The 22,428-nt window shown below is 57.3% G+C and carries 16 protein-coding genes; 6 read left to right on the forward strand and 10 right to left on the reverse strand.

All coding sequences use genetic code 11. The features are described from left to right. The 6 genes from QMZ18_RS26550 to QMZ18_RS26575 form a co-directional block, all read right to left on the reverse strand. On the reverse strand, positions 1-3,329 hold a 3,329-nt coding region (locus QMZ18_RS26550; protein ID WP_282609411.1), incomplete at its 3' end, for an FG-GAP-like repeat-containing protein. 576 nt (positions 3,330-3,905) lie between these two features. Next, positions 3,906-4,082, reverse strand: a complete 177-nt coding sequence (locus QMZ18_RS26555; protein ID WP_282609412.1) for an integrase — start codon at positions 4,080-4,082, stop codon at positions 3,906-3,908. Positions 4,083-4,143: 61 nt separating this feature from the next. Next, entirely contained in the window at positions 4,144-4,917 is a 774-nt protein-coding gene (locus tag QMZ18_RS26560; RefSeq protein ID WP_282609413.1) for a DNA-binding transcriptional regulator, read from the reverse strand. A 114-nt stretch (positions 4,918-5,031) separates the two neighbouring features. Then, a complete protein-coding gene (locus QMZ18_RS26565; protein ID WP_282609414.1) occupies positions 5,032-5,877 on the reverse strand; it encodes a fumarylacetoacetate hydrolase family protein in 846 nt (281 codons plus the stop codon). Then, on the reverse strand, positions 5,874-7,430 hold the full coding sequence (locus QMZ18_RS26570; protein WP_282609415.1) for a bifunctional 3-(3-hydroxy-phenyl)propionate/3-hydroxycinnamic acid hydroxylase: 1,557 nt from the start codon (positions 7,428-7,430) through the stop codon (positions 5,874-5,876). Before QMZ18_RS26570 ends, QMZ18_RS26565 begins: the two co-directional genes overlap by 4 nt. A 2-nt stretch (positions 7,431-7,432) precedes the next feature. Beyond that, the gene (locus QMZ18_RS26575; RefSeq protein ID WP_282609416.1) at positions 7,433-8,404 is read right to left on the reverse strand and encodes a VOC family protein; all 972 of its coding nucleotides are present in this window, start codon (positions 8,402-8,404) and stop codon (positions 7,433-7,435) included. A 214-nt stretch (positions 8,405-8,618) separates the two neighbouring features. Here QMZ18_RS26575 and QMZ18_RS26580 point away from each other — a divergent pair, with 214 nt between their 5' ends. From QMZ18_RS26580 to QMZ18_RS26590, 3 genes are all read left to right on the forward strand, one after another. Continuing rightward, complete coding sequence (locus QMZ18_RS26580; RefSeq protein ID WP_282609417.1) at positions 8,619-9,077, forward strand: MarR family winged helix-turn-helix transcriptional regulator; 459 nt, start codon at positions 8,619-8,621, stop codon at positions 9,075-9,077. 202 nt (positions 9,078-9,279) lie between these two features. Then, positions 9,280-9,573 carry a DUF1330 domain-containing protein gene (locus tag QMZ18_RS26585; protein WP_282609418.1) on the forward strand — a complete coding sequence of 98 codons (294 nt, stop codon included), beginning with the start codon at positions 9,280-9,282 and terminating at the stop codon, positions 9,571-9,573. Positions 9,574-9,744: 171 nt separating this feature from the next. After that, positions 9,745-10,521, forward strand: coding sequence for a hypothetical protein (locus QMZ18_RS26590; RefSeq protein ID WP_282609419.1), 777 nt, complete (start codon positions 9,745-9,747; stop codon positions 10,519-10,521). Positions 10,522-10,634: 113 nt separating this feature from the next. Here the strand turns inward: QMZ18_RS26590 and QMZ18_RS26595 are convergent, their stop codons facing one another. Next, positions 10,635-14,021, reverse strand: coding sequence for a patatin-like phospholipase family protein (locus QMZ18_RS26595; protein ID WP_282609420.1), 3,387 nt, complete (start codon positions 14,019-14,021; stop codon positions 10,635-10,637). A gap of 393 nt (positions 14,022-14,414) precedes the next feature. Here QMZ18_RS26595 and QMZ18_RS26600 point away from each other — a divergent pair, with 393 nt between their 5' ends. After that, complete coding sequence (locus QMZ18_RS26600; protein WP_282609421.1) at positions 14,415-16,328, forward strand: adenylate/guanylate cyclase domain-containing protein; 1,914 nt, start codon at positions 14,415-14,417, stop codon at positions 16,326-16,328. An 8-nt stretch (positions 16,329-16,336) separates the two neighbouring features. Here the strand turns inward: QMZ18_RS26600 and QMZ18_RS26605 are convergent, their stop codons facing one another. Next, on the reverse strand, positions 16,337-17,284 hold the full coding sequence (locus QMZ18_RS26605) for a 2-hydroxyacid dehydrogenase (RefSeq protein ID WP_282609422.1): 948 nt from the start codon (positions 17,282-17,284) through the stop codon (positions 16,337-16,339). Positions 17,285-18,543: 1,259 nt separating this feature from the next. Here QMZ18_RS26605 and QMZ18_RS26610 point away from each other — a divergent pair. Together QMZ18_RS26610 and QMZ18_RS26615 are read left to right on the forward strand one after the other, a co-directional pair. Then, complete coding sequence (locus tag QMZ18_RS26610; protein WP_282609423.1) at positions 18,544-18,861, forward strand: hypothetical protein; 318 nt, start codon at positions 18,544-18,546, stop codon at positions 18,859-18,861. A gap of 527 nt (positions 18,862-19,388) precedes the next feature. Further along, a complete protein-coding gene (locus QMZ18_RS26615; RefSeq protein ID WP_282609424.1) occupies positions 19,389-19,742 on the forward strand; it encodes a hypothetical protein in 354 nt (117 codons plus the stop codon). A 399-nt stretch (positions 19,743-20,141) separates the two neighbouring features. Here the strand turns inward: QMZ18_RS26615 and QMZ18_RS26620 are convergent, their stop codons facing one another. Then, on the reverse strand, positions 20,142-20,897 hold the full coding sequence (locus QMZ18_RS26620; protein ID WP_282609425.1) for an SPOR domain-containing protein: 756 nt from the start codon (positions 20,895-20,897) through the stop codon (positions 20,142-20,144). A gap of 156 nt (positions 20,898-21,053) precedes the next feature. Then, positions 21,054-22,013, reverse strand: a complete 960-nt coding sequence (locus QMZ18_RS26625) for a DUF2333 family protein (RefSeq protein WP_282609426.1) — start codon at positions 22,011-22,013, stop codon at positions 21,054-21,056. Between the last annotated feature and the right edge of the window lie 415 nt (positions 22,014-22,428).

The following is a 22,428-nucleotide window of genomic DNA, read 5'->3' on the forward strand; positions in this document are numbered from 1 at the left end:
CAAGAGGTGTTGCAGAGGGCATAGGTAATCCGGCTTTCGGTGCCGTCGGCGCGCAGTTCCTTGGTCTTGCGCCCGAAACCGTCGTATTCCCAGGTCGTGGTGATGCCGTTGGGGCCGGTCAGACTCGCGACCACCCCGAAGCGCGCATCTGTCACCATGCTTTCGCTGTGGTTCAGCGCATTGGCGCTGGAGAGCGGGAACTGGCCGTTGCTGTCGTAGCTGGTGGTGGAAGATCTGGAGGTGACGCCCTGGCCGCTGACCGTCACCGCGGTCTCATTGCCGAAGGCGTCGTAGGTATAAGAGGCGGTGACTTTTAGGCTGGCGATATCCGGCTCGATAATCTCCTTGGTCAGCAGGCCGTTGGCGGAATCGTATTCCCAGGCGGACTTGCGGCTCTGGTTGGGTGCACCGGGCCGGGTCTTGGTCACCGTCGTGCTGGTGACCCGTCCCAGGATCCATTTGGTCTCGTCGTTGTCGTAGAGGCTGGTGGTCTGGGTCGTAAAGACCTGCCCACCGGTCGCCCCCGTGGTCTCGTCGGTCACCGACTGGGTGATGCTCAGGGCATTGCCGTAGTCGTCGTAGGTCGAAGTTGTGGTGGTGCTGGAGACCAGGAAGCCGGCGACCTGGTTGCTCTGCAGGTCTTGGCGTGAGATCTCATAGGCCTTGGAGGTCGAGAGATCCGCATAGGGGAAGAGGACGGAAGGCTGGTTCGTCAATGTCCCGTCGAAGATCTCCTTGCTGGCGTAGGTGCTCGAGACCTCCTTGACCAGATCGACCACCAGGCCGTTGTCCAGGCGCGTGACGCTGCTGTCCACCTGACCGGTAAAGGGATAGGTCTGGTTATAGGTCGTGGTGGTCAGGATCCCGGTCTGCTCGTCCCGTGCCGTCACCGTGCGGAAACCAAGGAAGCCACGACCCTCCGTGTTCACCTTGGCGCCCGCGTAGCTGTAGTTGATGACCGCCTGACCCTCAAGATTGCCCGGCGTCTCGGTCTTACCGTCGTCCTGGCTCACCGAGGACACCACGTACATCGGTGCCTGGATGTCGATCTCAGGGAAGGTTGCTGCGCTGCCTTTGGTGTAAACCGTAGCATCGGTCAGCGACTTGTAGGTGATCGAAGCAACGCGGCCGAGACCGTCGTTCGCTGAGATCAAAAGATCGGGGGCTGCTTTGTCTGCTGTCAGAAGCCGAGACGGGCGTTTGGTATCAACTGCCTGAAGCAAAATATCTGTTGCGCCGTCCCCATTGGCATCCAGCGTGAAAAAATTTCGCCGGTCTGCCGCCCAATGAGCCGTAGTCAAGCCCCAAGGAGCGGACACGTCTTCAAAATTATTAAAGCCGTCGCCGTTGTTCACAAGTAGATAGGATCCGCGGTCTTTATTGTTGCCCTGCAGGAAGACGTCGTCCAAGCCGTCGCCGTTGTAATCGATCGGTATTGCCCTGCGGCGATCCTGACCCCAAAAGGCGGTTGAGGTCCCGCCCAGTGTCGCAAGATCGACAAACTGCTCGAAGCCATTTCCATTGTTGATCAGTAAGATTGATTGTCGGCTCCCGTTCACTCCCTGCATAAGAAGGTCGCTCAAACCATCCCCATTGTAGTCGAAGGGAACGACACTGCGCCGGGTCGCCGACCAGCTCGCGGTTGAGAGACCAGCTACAGATGAAATGCTGATAGCAGGTTCGAAGCCATTCCCATTGCTTACGACCATGTAGCTCTGCTGAGTGTCACTCCTGCCCTGAAGCAGAACGTCCATCATGCCGTCACCGTTGTAGTCGAAGGGAACCAGGTTTCTCAGAGACGCCGCCCAACCGGCAATGGTGCTGCCGTTGGTGACGAGAGCATCCTGGACGGTATTGAACCCGCTGCCGTTGCTGATGAGAAAATAGGTACGCTGCGTATTGGTCGTACCCTGCAGCAGAATATCCGACCGGCCGTCGCCGTTAAGATCGAGAATAGCGATTTTTCGATGATCGCCTGACCAGCCGCCGATCGACATGCCCCAGTTGTTGGTGACGGTCTGGACCGTATCGAAACCGTTGCCGTTGTTGATGAGCAGATAGCTCGGCTGAGTCGTGTTCTTTCCCTGTAAGAGAATGTCGGTCAGACCATCACCGTTGATGTCCAGTGGAAAGAGATTCCTGTGGTAGCCTGACCAATACCCGATCGACATGCCCCAGCTGTTGGTAACTGTCTGGACCGGGTCAAACCCATTGCCATTATTGACCAGGAGATAGGTTGGTTGAGTCGTGGTCTTGCCCTGAAGCAGAACGTCGGTCAGGCCGTCGCCGTTGTAATCCAACGTGAAGAGATTGCGGTGAGCTCCTGACCAATAGCCGAGCGACATGCCCCACAGGTTTGTGATTTCTGCATCTGTGTGGGTCTGATCGTCGCCTTGATATGTAAAGCTATGCGGCTCAAGGCAGTTGTTGTTGGCATCGCATTCGGTCAGTGATGTCAGGCGTGAACGGCCAGTCTCAGGACCATACTCGTAAGCCATGTCATAGCGCTTCACCAGCGTGTCGGCGCCGCTAAAGGTCGCGTAGGTTTCAATCGACTTCAGGCGGTTGAGCGTCTGAGTTCGGGTTCCCGCCATGTAGTGCACACGGGTGTCGGTCCGGCCCTCATAAACAAAGCGTACCGAGGCTCTCGGCAAAGTGCCTGCAACAGTGTTGCCCGCATAGTCGATCCGGTCGATCTGGTGCACGTTGTTGGTGGTATCGTCACTGTAGGATAGGTCCAGGTAGTTCCCGACCCGGTCCTCGATCCGATTCACCGACCAGTAGCGAATGTCGGCCTGACCCGGCACCTCGACAGCGGAGTCCGCCGTGTCGCCGTAGGTCATGATCTGGCCCGACTTGGTCCAGACCTTGAAGGTGGCCGGGCCGTTGCCCGCGGTGCCGTAGGAGACGATCTTGGAGAAGGATGCCAGTTCGGTGCTGTAAACCGTGCCATCCGCGCCATAGGTCCCGCCGTCGGTCGCCACCAGCCGTTGGCCGTCCAGACAGAAGCGGTCGTTGGCGCTGTAGTTCACGCCGCTGATGGTGTCATCCTGCGCGATGGTTTTGCCGCAGCGGTGGATCACCGAGAGACCGCCCAGGGACCAACCCACGCCCAGAATCCCGTTATCGCCCCGGCTGCCGTAGATCAGCGACAGGCTCGGCGCCATGCCCGCCACACCGGGCGGCACCGAAAGAGGAATGGAGTAATTGGCGGAGCCGCTCTCGTCCACCGCAATGGCCCCGGGCGTCACGCCCGCGACCGTGGTCTGCGCCGAAGCGGACGCGCCGCCGATCAGCAGCGAGGCTGCGGCAACCGCTGAAAACAGCAAGCTCTTCTGCCCCGCAGCAGACTTAGATCCACACGACAGTAGACGAGATACCGAGAGCGTGCTGCGTTGGACAGCATTCTCTGCCACATCCGAACGCGTTGTGCTTTGCAAACGCTGCCTCGAACGTGTCCTCGAACAGGTACGTCCAATCGAACGCAACACGCTATAAAGCATCGGCTATTCCCCCAAAAACTACGCACGCGAATAAAACCTGTGACTGCAGAAGGCGTCAGGTCACAAAAAAGCCGGCTCCCAAAGGAACCGGCACCGCCGAACGAGCCAGACACACCGCATTTTCGCACCTGCCGCAGAGACCTCTGCCGATAGGCCGCAAGAATGCATCTCGCAAAGATTGCGAAACAAAAGCGTAACTCATTACGCTCCTTCATCTTTTTGACGATTACGCCGACTCGATTTTACAGCCCTAGGTTAGGGCACATAAAAGTCACCGGCAACCATCAACAACCATCAGAGAGATAAAAATCTGTGGATAAAACAACTAAATGATAAGAAATCAACAACTTGCTGTGGTTGAATTAGGGCCACCAGATTTGCGACGACAAGGGGCAAGCCTGATTACCCCATGAGCCTTGCGGCCCGGCTCAATTCGGCCTCAGCGTCATTGTGTTGCTGCGAGGTCTGCTGCAGGGATTTGTGCTGCGGTTGCTGCATGGCCACAGCCAAGGGGATGCCGTCTCTTGCCGCCTGAGGTATCCGGCGCGCAGACCATGGTCTCGCTGTCGTCTTTGACATTGTAACCGGCGGTCTCGTTCTCGGGACCGCCTTACGTCAATCCACCTGACCCGGATCTGCGCTAGGTGCTTTCGACTGTTAACGCGATCCGCTTGGCGATTTCCTGCAGCCGCTCGCCATAGCTGTCGATTGCTTCCGTCACGGACATGGCCGTCCTGATCCAGATCATCGATATGCAACCCACAACCAATTGATCGATGATGACGGGTACGGCGATGCTGGAGGTCTTGGGCCGGAAGCTGCCGGTATCGCGCACGGCGAAACCCCGCTTGGTAACCTCGCGAAGCAGTGCAGTGAGCTGTGCTGTTTCGAGAAAGGGAATATCTTCCCGATCGTCCAGATTTCGAATGTGCTGAAGGATCAGTTCCCGTTCGCCTTCGTCGCAGTGCCCCAAGTAGGCCCGGCCCGCCGAGGAACGGAGCATAGGCAAACGATATCCAATCATACCCCGGTCGATGGAAAGCGGACTTCGTGTGTGAGTCGTTTCATGGATCACCATCGACGCATTTTCATAGATGGTGAGATCGAGCGGCCAACCGATTTCCTGCCAGTACTCGCCGAAAACAGGGCCGGCCGCCTGACAGATCATGGAGGCGGCCGAGTAGCTGTCGCCGAGACCGGCCGCGCGAATTGTGACGCGCACCCTGCTGTCGGTTGGAGAATAGGTGATGTAACCTTCCTCCATCAGCGTATCCAAAAGGCGATAGACCGTGGGACGCGGAATCTTGAGCTGCCTGGCGATCTCCGCGACCTTGGCCTGGCCCGAAGCGTTCACATACCGCAAGACCGCGAGTCCGCGGGCAAGGGAACGGACCGTTTCATCCTTCCTGCTCATTCCGGCCTGGCCATTCGGTGTGGCAAGACAACTGGCGTGCGATGAAGAACCCAACAGCTTTTCAGATAGCTAGGACGCATTCACCCACTCTATTCGAAGACGCACCAGAGGTCTTCAGCCTTCTGCGACGACCGGATTGACCAGACAGCCGATCGAGCTGATCTCGACTTCGACGCTATCGCCGTCACGCATCCAAAGCGGCGGATTGCGTTTGGCACCGACACCGCCGGGCGTCCCGGAAACGATCACGTCGCCGGGCAGGAGCGGAAGAATGGTGGAGATATAAGAAATCAGTCTTGGAACCGAAGCGATCATCAGATCACAGGCGGAGTGTTGAACGACTTCGCCATTGAGGCGCGTCGTCAGGGTGAGGGCGGAGGGATCGGGAATTTCATCCGCGGTCACCATCCAGGGGCCGAACGCGCCGGTTCCTGCAAAGGTCTTCCCCGGGAGAAACTGATGCGTGTGGCGCTGCCAGTCACGGACGCTTCCTTCATTGTAACAGGCATAGCCGGCGACGTAGGAGAGGGCCTCAGCCTCGCTGATCCGCCGGCCGGTTTTTCCCATGATCACGGCGAGTTCGCCCTCGTAATCGAACTTGTCGGATTCCAGAGGCTTGATCATGGGTTCCCCATGACCCACCTGGCTGCCGGCATAGCGGGAAAAGAGAACCGGGTTCTCCGTGACTGTGCGTCCGGTCTCCTTGATATGGTCGTGGTAGTTCAAGCCGACGCAGACAATTTTGTCCGGGTCGGTGATGACCGGCGCCAGCGTGACGGCATCCATTGCACAATCCGGCGCTTCCTCTAGGTGAGTCTTTGCTTTCTCCAGCCCGTCGCTCGCCAAAAATTGCCGCAGTGTGACAGCGTCTTTGTAACGCGCACCGAGATCGACGATAGCGTCACCCGACACAAGTCCATAGCTGGTTCTGTCGCCAGTGCGGAATGAACAGAGTTTCATAGCTTGAGGTCGCTTTCATTCAGAGTTCGATTGAGAGGAGAAGGGTAGGCACCGGCCAGCAGCGATGCCAGTTCAGTCTTGTTTGCGGCTGTGCCCAATATGTAACGGTCGGGCCTTACAAGGACGGCTTTCGCGCCCATCCGTTTGATGTGATCGCCGAGCTCGGGTTCGCCGTCCGTGGACAGGAAGCCAACGCCGGCTTCCGAGAGTGCCGGCTGAGTCAATTCATCAGCGTTCAACAGTGCCTGATCGGCCAGTAACAGCGGCGCGTAACCGACAGTGTCATCCATTAATCCGCTTTCCTGGAGCCGGGGCTGCGGAAAAAGCTGTCCACGGTGGGTATCGCAACCAGCAGAAGGGCCCAGACCCAGATTGGGGAGGATACTTTCCATGCGGGCTGAACCATCGGCCTGGGGCAGGGCGGCCCGCAAGGCCTCTTCGGTGCCGCAGGTATTGATCAACCCACCCAGGCGAACAGCCGTCTGAATGAATTCCCGCACATGGGGAAGGCGCTCTGATTCGTAGCTTTCGAGAAGCTTGTCGTCGGCTAAAGCTCTTATGCAGAGCGCCAGTTTCCAGGCCAGATTTGCGGCATCGCGAATGCCCGCGCACATCCCCTGACCCATAAAGGGCGGCGTCAGGTGAGCCGCGTCGCCAGCGATCAGCAGACGCCCTTTGCGCCAGCGCCTGGCAATCGTGGAATGAAAGGTGTAGACGGCCTGGCGTTCAAGCACGGCTTCATCGGGCGACAGCCAGGGCTCCAGAAGCTGCCAAACTGAGCCGGCACTGGAAATCTCATCAGACTCCTCGCCATCCAGAACAGCTATTTCCCAACGCCGCCGATTTTCCGGGCAGCGGACATAGGTGGACGGGCGCGACGGATTACAATGCTGGATCGTGTGATCTCCCAGTTCCGGTTTCGGCTGCTTTAGCAGGACATCAATGACGAGCCAGCGTTCCCGGAAACCCAGATCCTCCATCTCCGTTCCAATAAGCTGCCGCAGTAGGGAGCGCGCGCCATCGCAGCCAACCACGTAGCGTGCGGCCGCGGAACATTTTTGGCCGCTTGCCAGGTCCTCATACTGAACTTCCGCGTGGTCACCCCGGTCTTCGACCTGGAGGACGTTTGCGCGGCTGTAGACGTCAACCTGATCAAAGCGTTTCAGAGCGTCACGCAGTATCTTTTCCAGATCGGGTTGGTGAAAGCGGTAACTCGCATGCCAGCCGTTGGGTCCGACTTCCTGCGGACGGGGCCAGTCGAGAAGGAGTTTGCCTGCGGTATCGACGAAACGCATGCCCGGATTGACCCTGACGGTCTTGGTGACTTCTTCGGCAACGCCGATTGTCTGAAAGACACGCATGACCTCGTCGTCGAAATGGACTGCGCGCGGCAGATGATAGGCGGCTGCTTCGCGTTCCAGAACAAGCGTCGACAGGCCGCAAAGGCCAAGCAGGTTGGCGAGTGTCGCACCGGTCGGTCCCAAACCGACAACGATCACGTCGTAGGTTTTGGAGGGTTCGGCGTTACCTGGAGAATCGGCTGACGTGGGCATGGTCACTCGCAGGTGATTTCGCTGTAAAGCCAGGGGCAGTCGATCATCGGCGGCGTACGGAGACCGCGAGCGGCGGCATCTAGGCGCATCTCGCGCAGACGGGTGCGGGTTTTCTCCGGCAGGCAGAGCCGCTCGTGCCCCCAGAAGCTGGGTCCGTCGAAGGTTTCGTGAGCTTCCCAGCTTTCAGGATCGATGATCCGTCCACCCCAACCGTTCTCCACGAAAAAGCCCGAGGGCGACGCGGCGTAGAAGGACGTCATGTAGTCGTTTGTGTGTCTGCCGAGCGTGAAGGCCACGCGGCCTTCCTCGAGCTGTGCGAGATCGTAGCCCTGGCCGACATCGTCCAGGTTCTTGTATTCGACCATGAAGTGGTGAAAACCGGCCTGGCTGGACCCCAACATGGCGAAGCTGTGGTGTCTGCCGTTCACATGAAAGAAGTAAAGTGGGTAGGGCGTCAGGCCGTAGTCGCTGACCCCGAAGCCCAGCAGGTCGCGATAGAAAGGCAGCAGTGCCTGCGCATCGCGGACATGCAATACGGCGTGGCCCAGCCCCAGTGGTCCCGTCATGAATCCGGAGATCGGACGGCCGGGTGTGAAAGGGTCGCTGTCGGTCATGGGATTCCAAGCAAGCTCGATGCGATTGCCGTCCGGATCTTCAAAGACGATCAAGGCCTCGACGAAGCGTTGATCCGCCAACTCGCGACCACCCCACGTCACCTTGATTCCGGCATTTTCGAGGCGGGCGGCGAAGCTCTCCAGGTCGCTTTTGGCTGCAACCTCCCACCCCATGAAGGCGAGGGAGTTGCCGGGTTCCTGGGCAACGACCAGTCGCTGTTTGCGGTCGTCCATACGGAAGGCAAGCGTCTTTCCGCCGCGATCGACCTGCTGCATCCCCAGCAGCTTGCCCGCGAAACCGGACCAGTCATCGAGAGTGTCGGAACGAACGCCGAGATATCCCAGGGCCGTGATTGCCATGCCGTTCCTTCTCTCTCTTTTTTCCGTCAATCGAGGACGTCGGCTCAATTGCTTCTCCTATACGCGAAGATAATTTTGCGACGCCGTTGAAAACAGAAGCATTTTCGCAATGTCCGTAGAGTGGACAAGTGAAATTTTGACCAGAGTCTTGACACACTCCGTTATCGTCAATATCTGTATATGCAGATAAAATGAACCCAGATAGTTAAAGATCATGACAGGCGACAGCTCGAATCTGCGAGAAGCGCTCGATCCGACGCATTGTGTCAGCTATCGGCTGCGGCGTGCAGCACGTTTGGCCGCGAAAAGCTATGATGCGGCCTTGAAGACGACCGGCCTGAAGAACACGCAATTTACCCTGCTGGCGGCACTCGCGACGGAAGGTGCGGTAAGTATCGGCGCCTTGTCGGACTTGCTGGCAACCGATGGAACGACCTTGACGAGAAACCTCGAAGTGCTGGTTCGGCGGGGTCTGGTCAAGGATTGCGCCAGTGATGATGCGCGTGTCCGCACAGTGCAGCTCAGCAAAAAGGGGCGGAACAAGTACCAGGAAGCCCTGCCATTCTGGCAAGCGGCACAACAACAGGTTCTCACCGGGCTGGGAGCGGAGCAGTGGCGTGAATTGGAGGGCGTGCTCCGTCAAATAGAAGATGCCTGCCATTCACTGGAGTAAAAAAATTTGCGCTAATACCTGCATATACAGATAAAAATAAAAACTGAAGGACGAAACGCTGGCCTGTTCCGCACCTATAGATTCCATGACGAGGAAAAGCCCGGGATATCTGTACCGGCAGGTCCACACTCTCGACTGGTTTCATCAACAACGATCGCGCGTCGCATCGCGAGAAATCACATCTCAAACAAAGGAGAACAGAGTGTCTGCAATCATGATTTCACAGATTAAGGTAACCGATCCGGAGGCCTTTCAGGCCTACCTCTCAAAGACTCAGGAGATCGCCAGACCTTATGGAGCAGAGCTCTTATTTAGAGGACGCATGGGCGATGTTCTGAATGGCCAGCCGGAGGGGCATCACCTGGTCGTCATTGCCCGCTTCCCTGATGCGGCAACGATCCAGCGGTGGCACGCATCGCCCGAATATCAGGCATTGATTCCCTTACGTGACCAAGGCTCCAGCCAGATCATGGTGACGTATGACGAGATAATGTAGAGGGGATCCGTCTTCGCTTGGCGATAGGTCCGTCCCGGGATTTGTGGAAGCTTGAACGCTGGTTTCGCGGTTCATTTTGTTTGTTGGCATCACTTGTGTTCTGTTGTATCGCTTCATTAAATCAACCTGGATGCGAAATCCTAGGACACCTATCGCCGGGGAGGAACGGACATGTCACTGCAAGATCCCTTTGATGTTCTTGCTGCTGTTGAAGACCAATTGGAAGACGATGGGGACAATGCACCCGAGCATCTGTTTAACTCCGGGGAAGTCTTCAAGGGACCGTTGCCTAAGCCGCCGGGGAACAAGATCCTCGACCGGAATACAATGTTGAAAAAGGCCGGCAATGCCAGCTCGACCGTAGCCTCCTACGGCGTGAGTGTTGCCCAGATCGCGACCAGCTCTCCCGGCGTGGTCGCATTGGCGACGGGTGCGACGCTGGCCGGAGCCGGTCCGATTGGGCTGTTGGTTGCCAGCCTCGTTTTTTCTGTCGGCTTCTCCGTGCAGGCCGGCATCTCGGCGACTAAGACCCATCAGCACATCAAGGAACTGGAGGGCATTCTGGCGGGTGCGAGCGGTTGTTCCTGTTCCAAGCCAAACAGCCATGATCACAGCCATGTCCTCAGTACGGCCTTGCCCTACATTATCAAGAAAAAGAAGGCTAAACGGGGTCGAAAGGCGTTCTCAACAGTGCCCTTTGCCGTCGGTCTCGAGAGCGGACGTTCAATGTTGAAGGCCGGTTGGAAGAAGATTAAGGGCACCAAGGGGAGAGCACGCAACTATCACGCACTGGTCCTGTCGCGGCATCACTGCACGAGTGACTGCGAGCTGACTGCTGCGATCATCAAGTCGCTGTTCTGGGTTGATGATGCGACAATCGAAGATCTGCGCGACTGTCCGATCGAGGATGTTGCGTCGGTACTATCGACAAAGATGAAGTCCGTTTAGATCCTTATGAAAAATTACGAGAGCAGAAATACCAAGCCGGCGGCTCTACCCAAGAATGGAGCTGGGCTAGACAACGTATGATCCGGTCTCGGTTTTTCGCGCTGCCCTTTTGATCACGACCCATGGTCCGAATAGCCGAGGTGCAGAAGGATCCTCTTTAAGCGGCTGGCATTTTCATCCTTCGGATTTTCGAATTTGAAATAGCACTTGCTTCGCTCCGTCTGGCCTGACGAATTCATTGCGGGATGACGCCGGAGGTTTTCCAGAAGCTGCCGCGTTAAGCCGATACTCAGGTAGGTGCGCCGAATTCGAAAGCGCGTGAGCACCGGCACATCGTCGAAGGTCGGGATGACGGCGAGGGCGACCGGGAAGGAGGAGGTCTCATTTCCGTCGCGGCGGGAGGCCCGCTGAAGATCGGTTGCGGCTGGTGTCGTGCTCGCGTTCACACGGGCAATGAATACGTTTTCCAGCAATTGAGTCGAACCGCCAGTGGTCCTGGCAGTCATAACCGCCTGAGCAACCGGGTCAGGCAGAAAGGCATGTTCGGACCGGGTGAGATCGCCGACGCTTGCCGGCACCCAGTTGATTTTGAAATCCAGCCTGAACTCTTCGATGCAGAAGAGTTTAAAGGCTGTACTGTAGTTGGCGATGCTGGCGGCCCAGATGCGCTGGAACGTCTTCGAGCGCGACCAGCGCCGGAACAGGTTCATCCAGCCTATGTTGCTTCGTCTGCTCCGGTTGCGCGAATCGTCCAGACGTAAGCCAACGAGAGCTCGCTCCATCAGCTGCATCTGTTCATTACAGATCTGATAAAGCAGTTGTTCACGCTCTTTATCGAATTCAGTTTTGTCGTCGCTTGCGTCGCCGGCGTAGATCATATGGTCGGCGGCCAGAGGGTCGACGGCCAGAGGATCGGTTGGCAGGGGCGAATCTGCTGCCGGGCCATCGGCTTCGTTCGTGTCCGTGGAGGACTCTGGACGCGTCAGTTCGAAGTTGAGCTCGGCGGCATAATCAAACAAGGCGGGCTCGCTCAGGCGCCGCTCGATTTCCCGGCGGTGATCCGTCAGATGGAAGAAGATATCCTGATCTTGCAGTGTTGCGGTGTTGCGGGCGCGAAGCCGGTCGAAGAGTTCATCTGCAGAAGCGAAACCGACAGGCGAGATATGCTTTTCGCGATGGGAAGTTGTTGACCGGCGCTGTTCTTTGGTGACCGGCGATTGTTTATAGAACAGGCTGCGGGTGGCCTTGAAGCCCAGCGCCCGATAGGCTTCGAACTGTTCTTCGTTAAAAAACTGGTCGCCCGTCGATTGATGAGGAAAAGCCGGGTTCCGCGCGCGATACTCTGTGATGTATTCGTTTTCGCTGCCGGTCACCGAGGATTTGATGTAGAGGAGTTCGCCAACCTCGTCGTCGCTATAGTTGATCTTGCCGAGTGCCCAGTGACGCCGGCTCTGCCCTTTTTCGTCCTTGCGCAGGTCCGCGGTGTCGATGTCGATATCGATTCCCATGTCGGTCCGCGCCAGGCGAATCATGGTGGCCAGGCCATTGAAGGTCATATCCGGGTCGGCTTCCGCATCGACCGCAATAATGTATTCGCAGCGACGGCGTAGAAGCTCGAAGACGCCGAGGTTTTCCAGATGGCCGCCATCCGACAGATTGATGTAGCCGTGATTTGCGAATGCCGGCAGCCCTAGAAGTTTGAAGAGCGCTTCCAGCCTGAGGAGCTTGCTGAGCGTTGGCAGCCCAAGGAGCTCACTGAGAAAGTACATAGGACCGACCTGTCCGACGCTTGGCAGAAGACGGCTTACCAGGCCATCGGAATCCTGGATGAACGGCTTGTTGACCCAGGCAGGGGTCGGCAGCCAGTAGCCCAGACGCAGATTCAACATGCCCATCAAGAAGGTGATGAAGGGGTTCAGCGTCTTTTGCCCCATGTTCGGAGCCGCCGCCGCGGCCGATACCGCCATGGCCGTGCCCAGATTTGCATCGGCATCCTGATGTTCCAGCTTTGCGGTTTCGCAGTAACCCAGGCGGTTGTTGCCGGTATAGCCGTTGCTGAAGATAAAGAACTCGGCTCGGCGTCCGCGCAGATTGACCTCGTTCAGATCCGGGTTGTTCACGACCGCATTGATGAGGTGATAGGGGCCACCAGACTTTCTGACGTCGATACTGCCCAGGGTGACATCGTCGACTCTCTCGACATTTTCGCCCTTCAGGCAAAACAGGAATGTCCGACTGAGGCTGTCGCGATAGTAGTTGTGGAGCGACGTCGCATTGACATCAAAGCCGTAGAGAGAAAGCAGTCCGATGGCGACGGCCGCGCCGAGATAGGTCCAGGTGAGGTCGAGTGGTGAGACCAGTTCGCGCAGCCAGTCATGTTGGGGAAAGACCGCCCAGGCGATAAAAGCGAAGTAGAGGAGGCAAAGGCTGAAGGGAACCAAGATGCTGACCAGAAGGAGGCCGCTCTTGCTGGCAAGCGCGGACAATCGGGTGGTGGCAAATGCGGAAAAGGCCGCCGTCAGCAATCCCGAAACGGCGGAAAAGCCTGAGAGCCACTCGCCCAGGCCTTGAAACAGGCCGTCGTCCCGAGGGCCGAAGAGGTAGTGAATTGCCTTGGGCTGATATTCCAAAACGAATACAAGAACGACGATCAAGAGCAGGAAGGTATGAAGTCCCAGCATGATCCAACGCCATTTGATGCTGGTTTTGCCATGTCTTCTCAGGCGTGATTGCAGAACCGTGCCGGCGATAATCAAAAACAGGTAGGCGATGATGGCCTTGGGCGTGTAGGGCGAATAGTCGAAACCGCTGAACAGGCCTTCAAAACCCAGTTTGTTGAGCGCGATCTGCTCATTGAACATCCAAATCGTTGCACAGGCCGCGATCAGCAGATACGGCAGCAGCATGATGAAATTGACGATCAGACCGCGTAGCAACAGGGCAGGGAAGCGCATTACATCCGCCAAACCGCGCGGCATGAGATAGTTCGCGTAGTTGCGCAGATGCTGGAAGGCTTTGGCCTCTTCACGCCCGAGTTCGTGGGAAAGCTTGAAGAGAGGTGCCTCCTTGAACCTGGGATCCTCGGCGAGACGGCGGCCCTGCTCGTCACGCGAATTCTCGAGAAAACAGCTCCACATCGAACCGATGTAGCCACCGCCCGAGACCGTGGAGAGGTAGTCGACATGCTTGACGACGCCGGCTTCATTCAAGGCCTGCAGGACGCCGAAGCAGAAAGTCGAGGAGCGTATGCCGCCGCCGGAAAAAGCCATGCCGAGGAGGCCCAGATCGATCGAGGGATTGGGGCCTTTGCGGCGCGGGTCCGTTTTGGATTTTTCCAGGGCTCGCTCCAGGATCGCAGCCTGCACCTCACTTCCCCGCTGGCGGCGGCTGCCCGCTATCGCCTGGAGTTCGGTGGCAAAGACCTGGCGGTTCATGGTCGAACTGGGTGTCGACTCAGGTTCGATGGGATCAAGTTCGGCGTTATCGGCGTCGCTGTTCATATCGATGCTCCCCCAATCTCCCTGCGGTTCCCAAACCCTGAGGGTTCCGGTGTACGCTCTATCTTTAATGCGCTGGCTTTTTACGCAGCGTTTTTCGGGGATTTATCTTCAAGACAGACCCGCATATATAGATGGGTGGTAGAATAGTTTGGACACTCAGCCTACCTGGAGAGATGAGCAGTCGGGCTTGTCTCTCATTAAAAATCCGATTCGAACGACAATCTGTTGGAGTGTAGCACTTTGCACCTGCTGCTCGGAAAAAACCCTGAGCCATTGCGCAATATGAAGGTTATGTTGCGCCGGCAACCGGAGTGCATCCGGCGCAGGGGGATTCGCTCACCGGCGGCTAAAGCCCTGGTCGGACAAAGAACTGTAGGAAAGACCACAAGCTAGATGACCTCTTCGGCCAGAAACCTGAAGCGCAACGAGCAGACAGGTCGCAGTGAGCAGACAGGCCAGGGCGTGTCGCCCGACACCACCCGGCAGCGTTCCTCGACCTTTCCCGTGTCCCTGGTCTTGGCGGGTAGTATGGCCGTGTTGGTTCTGACCGCTGTTGCGTTTGTTCTCTTCATCGGGCTCTGGACCAGCCAGCGCAACACAATCGATCTTCTCAACAACCAATTGGAACTGATCGTTGGATCCATCGAGAGTGACGTTCGCGGGTATCTTGAACCGGCTCTGGCGCAGGTGGAGTTTGTCCGTCGGCGCATTGCGACCGGTGCGGTCGATCCTAGCGACCGGCAACGGCTGACCGATCTGTTGTCCGGCAGCCTTGCCGCGGCTCCTCAGATCGAAGTGATCGTCTATTGGGACAAGGATTTTCGGCAGCTTGTCATTCTGAACGATTCTTCCGGTCAAGCGGCCACCGTTATCGAAGGCGGCAGAGATAATTCCGAGGCCACGAAGATCAAGGATGGCCGCGCACGAATTGCAACGGGCCCTTTCTGGGACGATATCGTCTTCTCTCCTGAGTCCGGGCGCAGTTACGTGAATCTGGTTCAGCCGGTTCGGGTAAAAGGCGAATACATTGGGTTTCTTGTCGTAGGCGTGTCTCTGGCCGAGCTGTCGAAATACGTGACCGAGGTCGGAGACCTGTTCAATGCGAACGCTTTCATTCTTTACGGCCGCGACCGGGTGTTGGCGCATCCCCTGCTGACGCAGACTCATCCGGAACAGTCGATCGAGAACCCCGTCGTGGCGATCGGCCGGGTGGGGGATATCGTGCTGGACGGAATCTGGTCGGGTCAGCCCGCCGAGTTCTTCGACCGGGCGGCGAAGGCCGGGGTCAATGTGGTGGTTTCAGAAGTCGGTGACGTCGAACATGTCGCGTTCTACCGCTGGGTAAACGACTTCGGCAGCCCACCCTGGGCGATCGGCGCCTGGCTGGTCTCGGACGACGCCGACGAGGAATTAGAGCGCCTGGCGTTTGCCGCCGCCGCAGGTCTCGCGATTGCGGTCATCGCAACCTTGGCGGCGGTCCTGCTTGGCCGGAGGCTGGCGCGGCCGATCAGCCTGCTTGCACAGAGCGCGACGCAGATCGGTGCACTCGATCTGGCACATGTCAGCAGTCTACGCGGGAGCCGTGTGCGCGAATTGAACGATCAGGCGATTGCGTTCAATTCCATGCTTGCCGGATTGCGCTGGTTTGAGACCTATGTGCCCCGAACGCTGGTGACACGCCTGATCCGCACGGGCGATGCCAGCAGCCTGGAATCACAAGAGCGGATCCTGACGGTGATGTTCACCGACATCGTCGGTTTTACCGCGGAGTCTGAAAGACTGCCCGCTGCGGAAGTGGCGAGCCTGCTCAACGAGCATTTCGCGCTGCTGGGCGGCTGTGTCGATTCAGAGGGCGGCACGATCGACAAATTCATCGGCGACGGCCTGATGGCTTTCTGGGGCGCCCCCGACGAGCAGGGCGATACGGCCATACGCGCCTGTCGCGCGGCGCTAAAGATGGTGCAGGCGGTCGAAGCCGAGAACGCGAAGCGGGAGATCAATCAGGAGTCCCGGATCCGCGTGAGGATCGGCATTCATTCAGGCCCTGTGGTGGTGGGCAACATCGGCGCGCCGGGGCGCATGAACTACACCATCGTCGGCGATACGGTGAACACGGGCCAGCGCCTGGAATCCCTGGGAAAGGAACTCGACCGGGGCGAGTCGGTCACGACACTTGTATCGGACGCGGTCGCCTCGCAGGTTCAGGACGAGCATATCGTCTTTGAGCCGGCCGGAAGCTTCCAGGTTAAAGGCAAGTTTCGCGAGGTAAGCGTGTACCGTCTCCTCGCAGGTGAGCCTGTCGGTTAGCCATCGTCTCAGGCGTTCGATGACGCCTGACGCTGCCCGGTTCCGTGGAAGGCGACATTCTGCAGAGGTTCGCCCCGGGCAAGCCTGTCAAGATTGGCTGCGACGAATCTCCAGCGGCGGTCGATGGTTTCTTCGGTCCAGCCCGAATTGTGCGGCGTCATGACGACGTTTTCGAGCTCGTGAAACGGAAACTTCGACGGCCTGACGGATGGGTTCTCCGCATTGGGGTACTGGTACCATACGTCGATCACCGCGCCCCGGATTCTCTTCGTCTGCAGCGCGTTAAACAGGGCTTCTTCGTTGACAATAGGGCCGCGGGCAACGTTCAGGATGACGGCATTCGGCTTCATCGCCTCAAAAGCGCGGCTGTCGACGATGTTGCGTGTTTTCTCGTTCAATGGGCAGCAGACCGCCAGATAATCGCTTTCTGTCAGAAGGCGATCCAGATCGTCTTGCGTGCCAAGCCAATCCGCCAGACTGTCGGCCGGTTTTTTCCTGTTGGCGATCGCGGCGACCCGCATCCCGAAGGCCTTCGCGCGTAGGGCCGTTTCGCGGCCGATATGCCCGTATCCCAGAATACCGAGAGTTTTGCCTTTGAGTTCACCATGAGTCGGGCCGGCGCCGGCCGTTTTGCCATCCCAGCTTTTGTCCCGGAATGCACTGGATACCCGGCAGAGCCCGACTTCCCATTCCAGCATGCCCAGCAACAGATATTCCGCGATGGCCGGTTCGTGTTCGAAGGAATTACAAAAGGCGCTGCCGGCCGGCAATTCCTCCGGCGTTATCCAGTCAAAGCCCGTGAAGGGAATTTGAAACAGTTCGAGATTTGGCAGGTCGGGGAGGGTGCTATCCGGTCGGCCGCTCACAACTGCCTTGGCACGAAACGCCCACTCGCGAAGCTGGTCCGCAGGTGTTTCTTCCGGAATGCAGCATGCGATTTCCCAGTTCGTCGTCAAGAATTCTTCAAGTTGACGGACCTTTTGGGAGGCTTTCTTTCCAAACAAAAGGGCAAAAGGCGTGTTGCTCAAAGCTCGATCTTCCCAACCAGACGATTCGTAAAGTCTGATTATCTCAGATGAGCTCCCGACCGCCAATTGTTCATCGGCCGGCTATCCTCTGGTCGAAGTTGAAGCCGCGGCGCAGGGGGCTACGACTAACGTTCTTCCTGATGCGCAAACGCGGGCTGGCTATGGAGATTTGAAAAACGATCCCGCGGGCGCGAAGGTCTTTTGCTTGCCGGCTTGCGGCGCGCGAAGGTTTTGGAGATCGCTAAAAGCGGATAGCAGGTGCAGATACTGGGGTGACGATTGCAGGTCTGGCAGTCGTCGATTGACGCTGGGCGATGGAACAAATGGCTACTCCTGTAGGCATCAGGAAAAGGGTCAACGGCAAAGCTTCGCTTGCCTATTCCTGTCGCAGTCACTACCTGTGGCTCACAATCTGCGTCTCTTCGTCGCCGAAGTGAAAACCGGTTCGATAAAATAGTGGCCCAGGACTTGCCCGGGCCACTTCGCCGTCACTATTTTTGTCGGCTGAGTTGGTTTTCCCTGTAACTTCCATAGACTTAGAAGCACAAACGAGCATGCTCCTAAGGGCTAGTGCCACATCGTGTAGTAGCAAAGGCCATGCCAGTTACGGGATGTATGGCGTCGGCGCCGTATTTTTGTACCGAATCCAACACAAAAACGGGTCAAACAGCGGGTTTCCGCCCCCGTAATTTCCGGCATCCAAAGCTATGTTACTGAAGATAATTGCAGTTCCAGGCTTTCGTATCGCCGTGATGCGTTGCAAAATGCAACGCAAATTGCAAAATGCAACAATGCGGGCCGGTTCGAACCGCAATCTGAGATTTAATTAACTGATTGTTAACAGTTAAATTAGACGAAGTAACAAGCGCATTTTCCAGCTTGAATATTCAACCCCGGTAGCGCCCAGAGGCCAGACCACAGCGGATGAACCGTCAATGGTCGTCAAACTGATCCTGCATATGCGCAGGCGTCCGATAGCGGCAGTGCCGACCGGTGTCTAACAGCTCCACGCCCGCGCGGTCGATCTGGCGGTTTTGACGGGAAGAGAGGCTGATGCCTGGCGATAGCTAATCTTTGTTAACCATTGATTTACCATGCCTTATAGAAAGTCTTAACGTTCGTCTGTCATTCTTGTGTCATGACCGGTCGGTTTCGGCTCGGTCAGGACCTATTGAAAGGAACAGATAATGCGTATGGTGTTTCCTTTGATCGTTGGCTTGGCGATGGCCTCGTCTCCTGCTCTTGCTGCGAAGCAATGCGATGATCGCGATTCAATTCTGCAAACGCTTGCCTCCAAGTACAGCGAAGCGCCGGTGGCTATCGGCGTGACCAACAATGGCGGCCTGGTCGAGATACTGACCACCGGCGACGGGAAAACCTGGACGCTGATTATGTCCTCTCCAAAAGGTACGACCTGTCTGGTTGCTGCCGGACAGGGGTGGAAGAAGCTTCAGCAGCAGGCGGAATCGACTAAGATCCTGCCGAACGACGAACCTGACGCCTAGCTGATGTGATTTAGGGGCCGGTTCGCGTTTTCCGCTGATTCAGCGATAACGGCCCGTCTCTAAACGCTCTCTAGCCTCTCTCCAGTCTTTCGCTGGTCTCTGTGGTTCAAAGTGGGTACGTCGTCACCGAAGAAGCCTTGGTGATGACGTTGAGCCTTCGAGAGCGCAGCTGAAAAGACCGCTTCGATCCGAGCCATCCTTCGCAATTTTGGCGCTGTGAAGATGTTTCACGCCGTTGAGCCAGGCGCGAGCAGCAGTTCGTGAAGGAAGCTGGCGTAAGTCAAGAATAACGCTGCAGCTCCCCTTTTCGTAGGTAAATTTCCGCAGCCGGCCTCCGATTTTCAGAATTTATATAGTATTTAAGTGAAATATTACAAATAGATATATTCGACTACAGAGCGAATATTATCGGTTTGTTAACGCGATTTCGCTATTCAACTCCTGTGAGAATGAAAGACTGAACCGTCACTGCCGATTAATCGGTCTGCGGTTGAATGGTCAGTCCGTTTTGACGGGAGACGCGTGAAATGCTTAGAAAAATCCGCCTGCCTTTGTTGACTGTCACCGTTGCCTGTTTTGTGGGGCAAGCCAGCGCAGCCGTGCCACATGGTGCGTTAGGGTTGTCCGCACATTCCGGTGCCGCCAAAAAAGAAAACGCCCCCAAGATCGCATACCACGACATGCGTCATTCGCGTTCTGTCGAACAGACTGCGGGTGTCGGTGCTTTCAAGCGCGGCGAACTGCGCATTGACCGGGGTTTGAACTGTTTTCTGGCCGGCAGCGGCGATCTCATCTGCTTCTCGGCCGGTTTGGACAAGAAAACGCAGCCTGCCCAGGATGTTACGCAGGATGAGAAGGCCCCCGCCACGAGCAGCGAATAACACCGGCTGCAATCAAAGCAGGCCGCTGGAAAGTTGGATGCTCGCTCGACGAGTCATCTACATCATAAGGTCCCGAAGGTTCTCATTGAACCGGTGAAAGAGCGCTGAGCGATCATCCAATCGGATGTTGCCCGCCTTACTCCACCGATCCCGCCAGAGTCTCAGAGTCTCCGCGCGGCTACTGTCAAATTTTTTGAGCAGGCGTCGGGAACAGAGTTCGCTGTTTTCACTGACTTGTGCCAGTTTGAACGAACAGCAGTACAGCGATACTTCTACAACCCGGAACGAGCGAAAACGAACAGACCCTGCGAGCTTGCGGGTTGTCGTAGCAGTGGCTCGAGGACTGCGGCGGCTCGCGGACTGCGGTGCCGGAAAAAGCTGTTGGAAAAGGGCTTGTTGTCAGCCGTCGCCGGGGTAACGGGCGATCAGCGTTTCAGGTGTCGCATCGGCGGTCGTGCGCAGTGGCCAGGCGGTGCTGAAGCCGTGCTGGTCCAGGTGCTGCTGAACCGACTTGATTTCTCCATCGGAGAAAGGGCCGACCAGAACGCGGCGGTAATGACGGCCGCGCATATAGACGTGCTGAATGCGCGGATTCCACAGATCGAAAGCGCGGGCCACATCGGTCGCATCAGCGGGAACGGCGAAATCCCCGAGGGCGACGTAGCGACGCAGGGCGTCGGCGCCGGTGATGGTCTTTTGTTCGCCCGCGATCGGACCTCGGCGGACGAAGGATGAGAAAACTCTGCTTTTTTGTGGCTTCGCGCCTCTGGACGGGCGCTGTTTTTCGACAACGACTTTCGACGCCGGATTGGGACGCTTCTTTTGCAGATCGCGGGTTATGGTTGGCTCAAGCGCCGATGTCGGCTCAGGCGCCGCTGCCGGTTCCTGGCTCTGCAGAAGGTCGCCTGACAGCAGTGAAAGCGGCCGGGGGGCCGAATTTTCAGGCTTTGCTTCGGCGTTGGGTTCCAGCGAGACAGGCGGGGTCGTGACAAAGGTTTCCGAGGTCAGACCAAGCGCGTAATCCCGCATGACCGCCTGGTCATGGCAGAGATTCGTCGCAGTCGAGGTCGCATTGAACGAGCAGTCGCCAGTGCTATCGTTCGCCGCCAATGCCTGCGACGACGCACCCAAAAGTAGGGCGGCAAGAAGCGGCAATTTATGTTTCAATATGACATACATTTGCCACAAGGTTAGGGCAAATAAGTAAACTGGGAGTTAAGCCTTTAAAGTCACTACCTTTTAGCGCGTATCAGACGAACTGATGCAATTTGTTGGTTCGTTCATTGGCTGGCGCCGCTACCGCAAAAACGGCTATTTCAGCAGAATGTTCGCGACTTCTTTCAACTGCGTCCGGGCGCGCAGGAGGTAGAAGCCCTGAACCGCGAGGTGGCTTGGCATCATGAGTCCGTCGTTATAACCGTTGGAGATGATCATCGGATCCATCTCGGCGGCCGTCCGGAGATTATCGAGCATCTTTTGCCAGACGGTGCCGACCTTCTTCTCGGCAATGATGTCCTGGTAGTCGGCACCGAGTTCGCGCAGGATCATGTAGTAGCCGTAGAGGCGGCCTTTGGTGGCGTAGAATACGTCGTCCGCGTAGAGATCGAACCAGCCGGCATCCGAAGCGTTCGCACGCAGATCCAGGGAGGCGGAGGAGCTTCCCAGATCGGCACCAACCCGCTCCAGAAAAGCGATGAGGTTGTCCGCGCGCCGATCGAATACGGCCTGACCTTGCGCCAGGCGGTCGTTGTAGCGCATCAGCGCTTTCTTGCCCGCAATATATTGACGGTCGGCACTGGCGGTCGGAAGAAGCGATGTGGAGGGATCCCAGATCCAGATCTTGCCGTCGTACTTCAGCAGGCCCGAAGCCTTATCCAGATCGGGGTCGACCTGGCTGGAGCCGCGCGAACGGCCGAGCTCGTCGGTCAGTTCGATGGAAAAGCGCGACATGGCGTACATCAGGCCGATCTGGAAGTTCGGCATATTGTCGAGCAGTGAAGACGGGAAGGGGAAAGGCTTGTTGGCGACCCAGCCGGTCTGTTCCACTTCGCGATCGATCAGGGCGATCGACATGGCCACGGCCCGGCTGCCGCCCGGCGCCAGTTCTTCCTCGGCCAGCGTGAAGTCAACGTCGGCATTGACCTTATGGGCGATCAGCATGCTGACCGGATAGAAGATCAACAGCAACACCACGACTATCAAACCGATCACCAGCTTTTTACGCGTGGTGAACCACTCGTTGACGGTATATCTGGTTTCTGCGCTAAACACCTTAGGACTCCTTCGGTCAGTCTGTTCGTCGCCCGGGTGTGGCGCCCACTCTTCCTCGCATTTAGTGAGCCTTGCGGCAAGTACGACTGATTTGTTTTTGAAAATCGATAAACAGCGTCGTGGATCATAGTCCTGTATGACCTAAACAGGCGGAAACAACCCAATTGCTTCATTTCCGGCTGATAACGGCAAGCCCGTTATTCTCCATGAGCCTTGATTTGTGTCCGGGAAATTCGTGATGCCGGGACCCTGAGGTGCGAGCTGAAAGGCCAGCGGGCGGTAGTAGCCGATTGCAGCAGGCCGGACGCCGCCAGGGTGCTTCAAGTACACAGCAGCAGGCTTCCGGTGCGTGGACTCATAAACACATAGCCCCTGTCTGATCGCGCCGAAATGCTCAAGTTCAATGTCTGCCCGG

It is taken from the genome of Pelagibius sp. Alg239-R121 (assembly GCF_947331435.1).
Lineage (GTDB): Bacteria > Pseudomonadota > Alphaproteobacteria > Kiloniellales > Kiloniellaceae > Denitrobaculum.

What these genes read in the sequence shown, in the direction of transcription:
- QMZ18_RS26555 (WP_282609412.1), bottom strand. Translation starts at nt 4,082, where the DNA reads ATGTCAAAGACGACAGCGAGACCATGGTCTGCGCGCCGGATACCTCAG.
- QMZ18_RS26560 (WP_282609413.1), bottom strand. Translation starts at nt 4,917, where the DNA reads ATGAGCAGGAAGGATGAAACGGTCCGTTCCCTTGCCCGCGGACTCGCG.
- QMZ18_RS26565 (WP_282609414.1), bottom strand. Translation starts at nt 5,877, where the DNA reads ATGAAACTCTGTTCATTCCGCACTGGCGACAGAACCAGCTATGGACTT.
- QMZ18_RS26570 (WP_282609415.1), bottom strand. Translation starts at nt 7,430, where the DNA reads ATGCCCACGTCAGCCGATTCTCCAGGTAACGCCGAACCCTCCAAAACC.
- QMZ18_RS26575 (WP_282609416.1), bottom strand. Translation starts at nt 8,404, where the DNA reads ATGGCAATCACGGCCCTGGGATATCTCGGCGTTCGTTCCGACACTCTC.
- QMZ18_RS26580 (WP_282609417.1), top strand. Translation starts at nt 8,619, where the DNA reads ATGACAGGCGACAGCTCGAATCTGCGAGAAGCGCTCGATCCGACGCAT.
- QMZ18_RS26590 (WP_282609419.1), top strand. Translation starts at nt 9,745, where the DNA reads ATGTCACTGCAAGATCCCTTTGATGTTCTTGCTGCTGTTGAAGACCAA.
- QMZ18_RS26595 (WP_282609420.1), bottom strand. Translation starts at nt 14,021, where the DNA reads ATGAACAGCGACGCCGATAACGCCGAACTTGATCCCATCGAACCTGAG.
- QMZ18_RS26600 (WP_282609421.1), top strand. Translation starts at nt 14,415, where the DNA reads ATGACCTCTTCGGCCAGAAACCTGAAGCGCAACGAGCAGACAGGTCGC.
- QMZ18_RS26610 (WP_282609423.1), top strand. Translation starts at nt 18,544, where the DNA reads ATGCGTATGGTGTTTCCTTTGATCGTTGGCTTGGCGATGGCCTCGTCT.
- QMZ18_RS26615 (WP_282609424.1), top strand. Translation starts at nt 19,389, where the DNA reads ATGCTTAGAAAAATCCGCCTGCCTTTGTTGACTGTCACCGTTGCCTGT.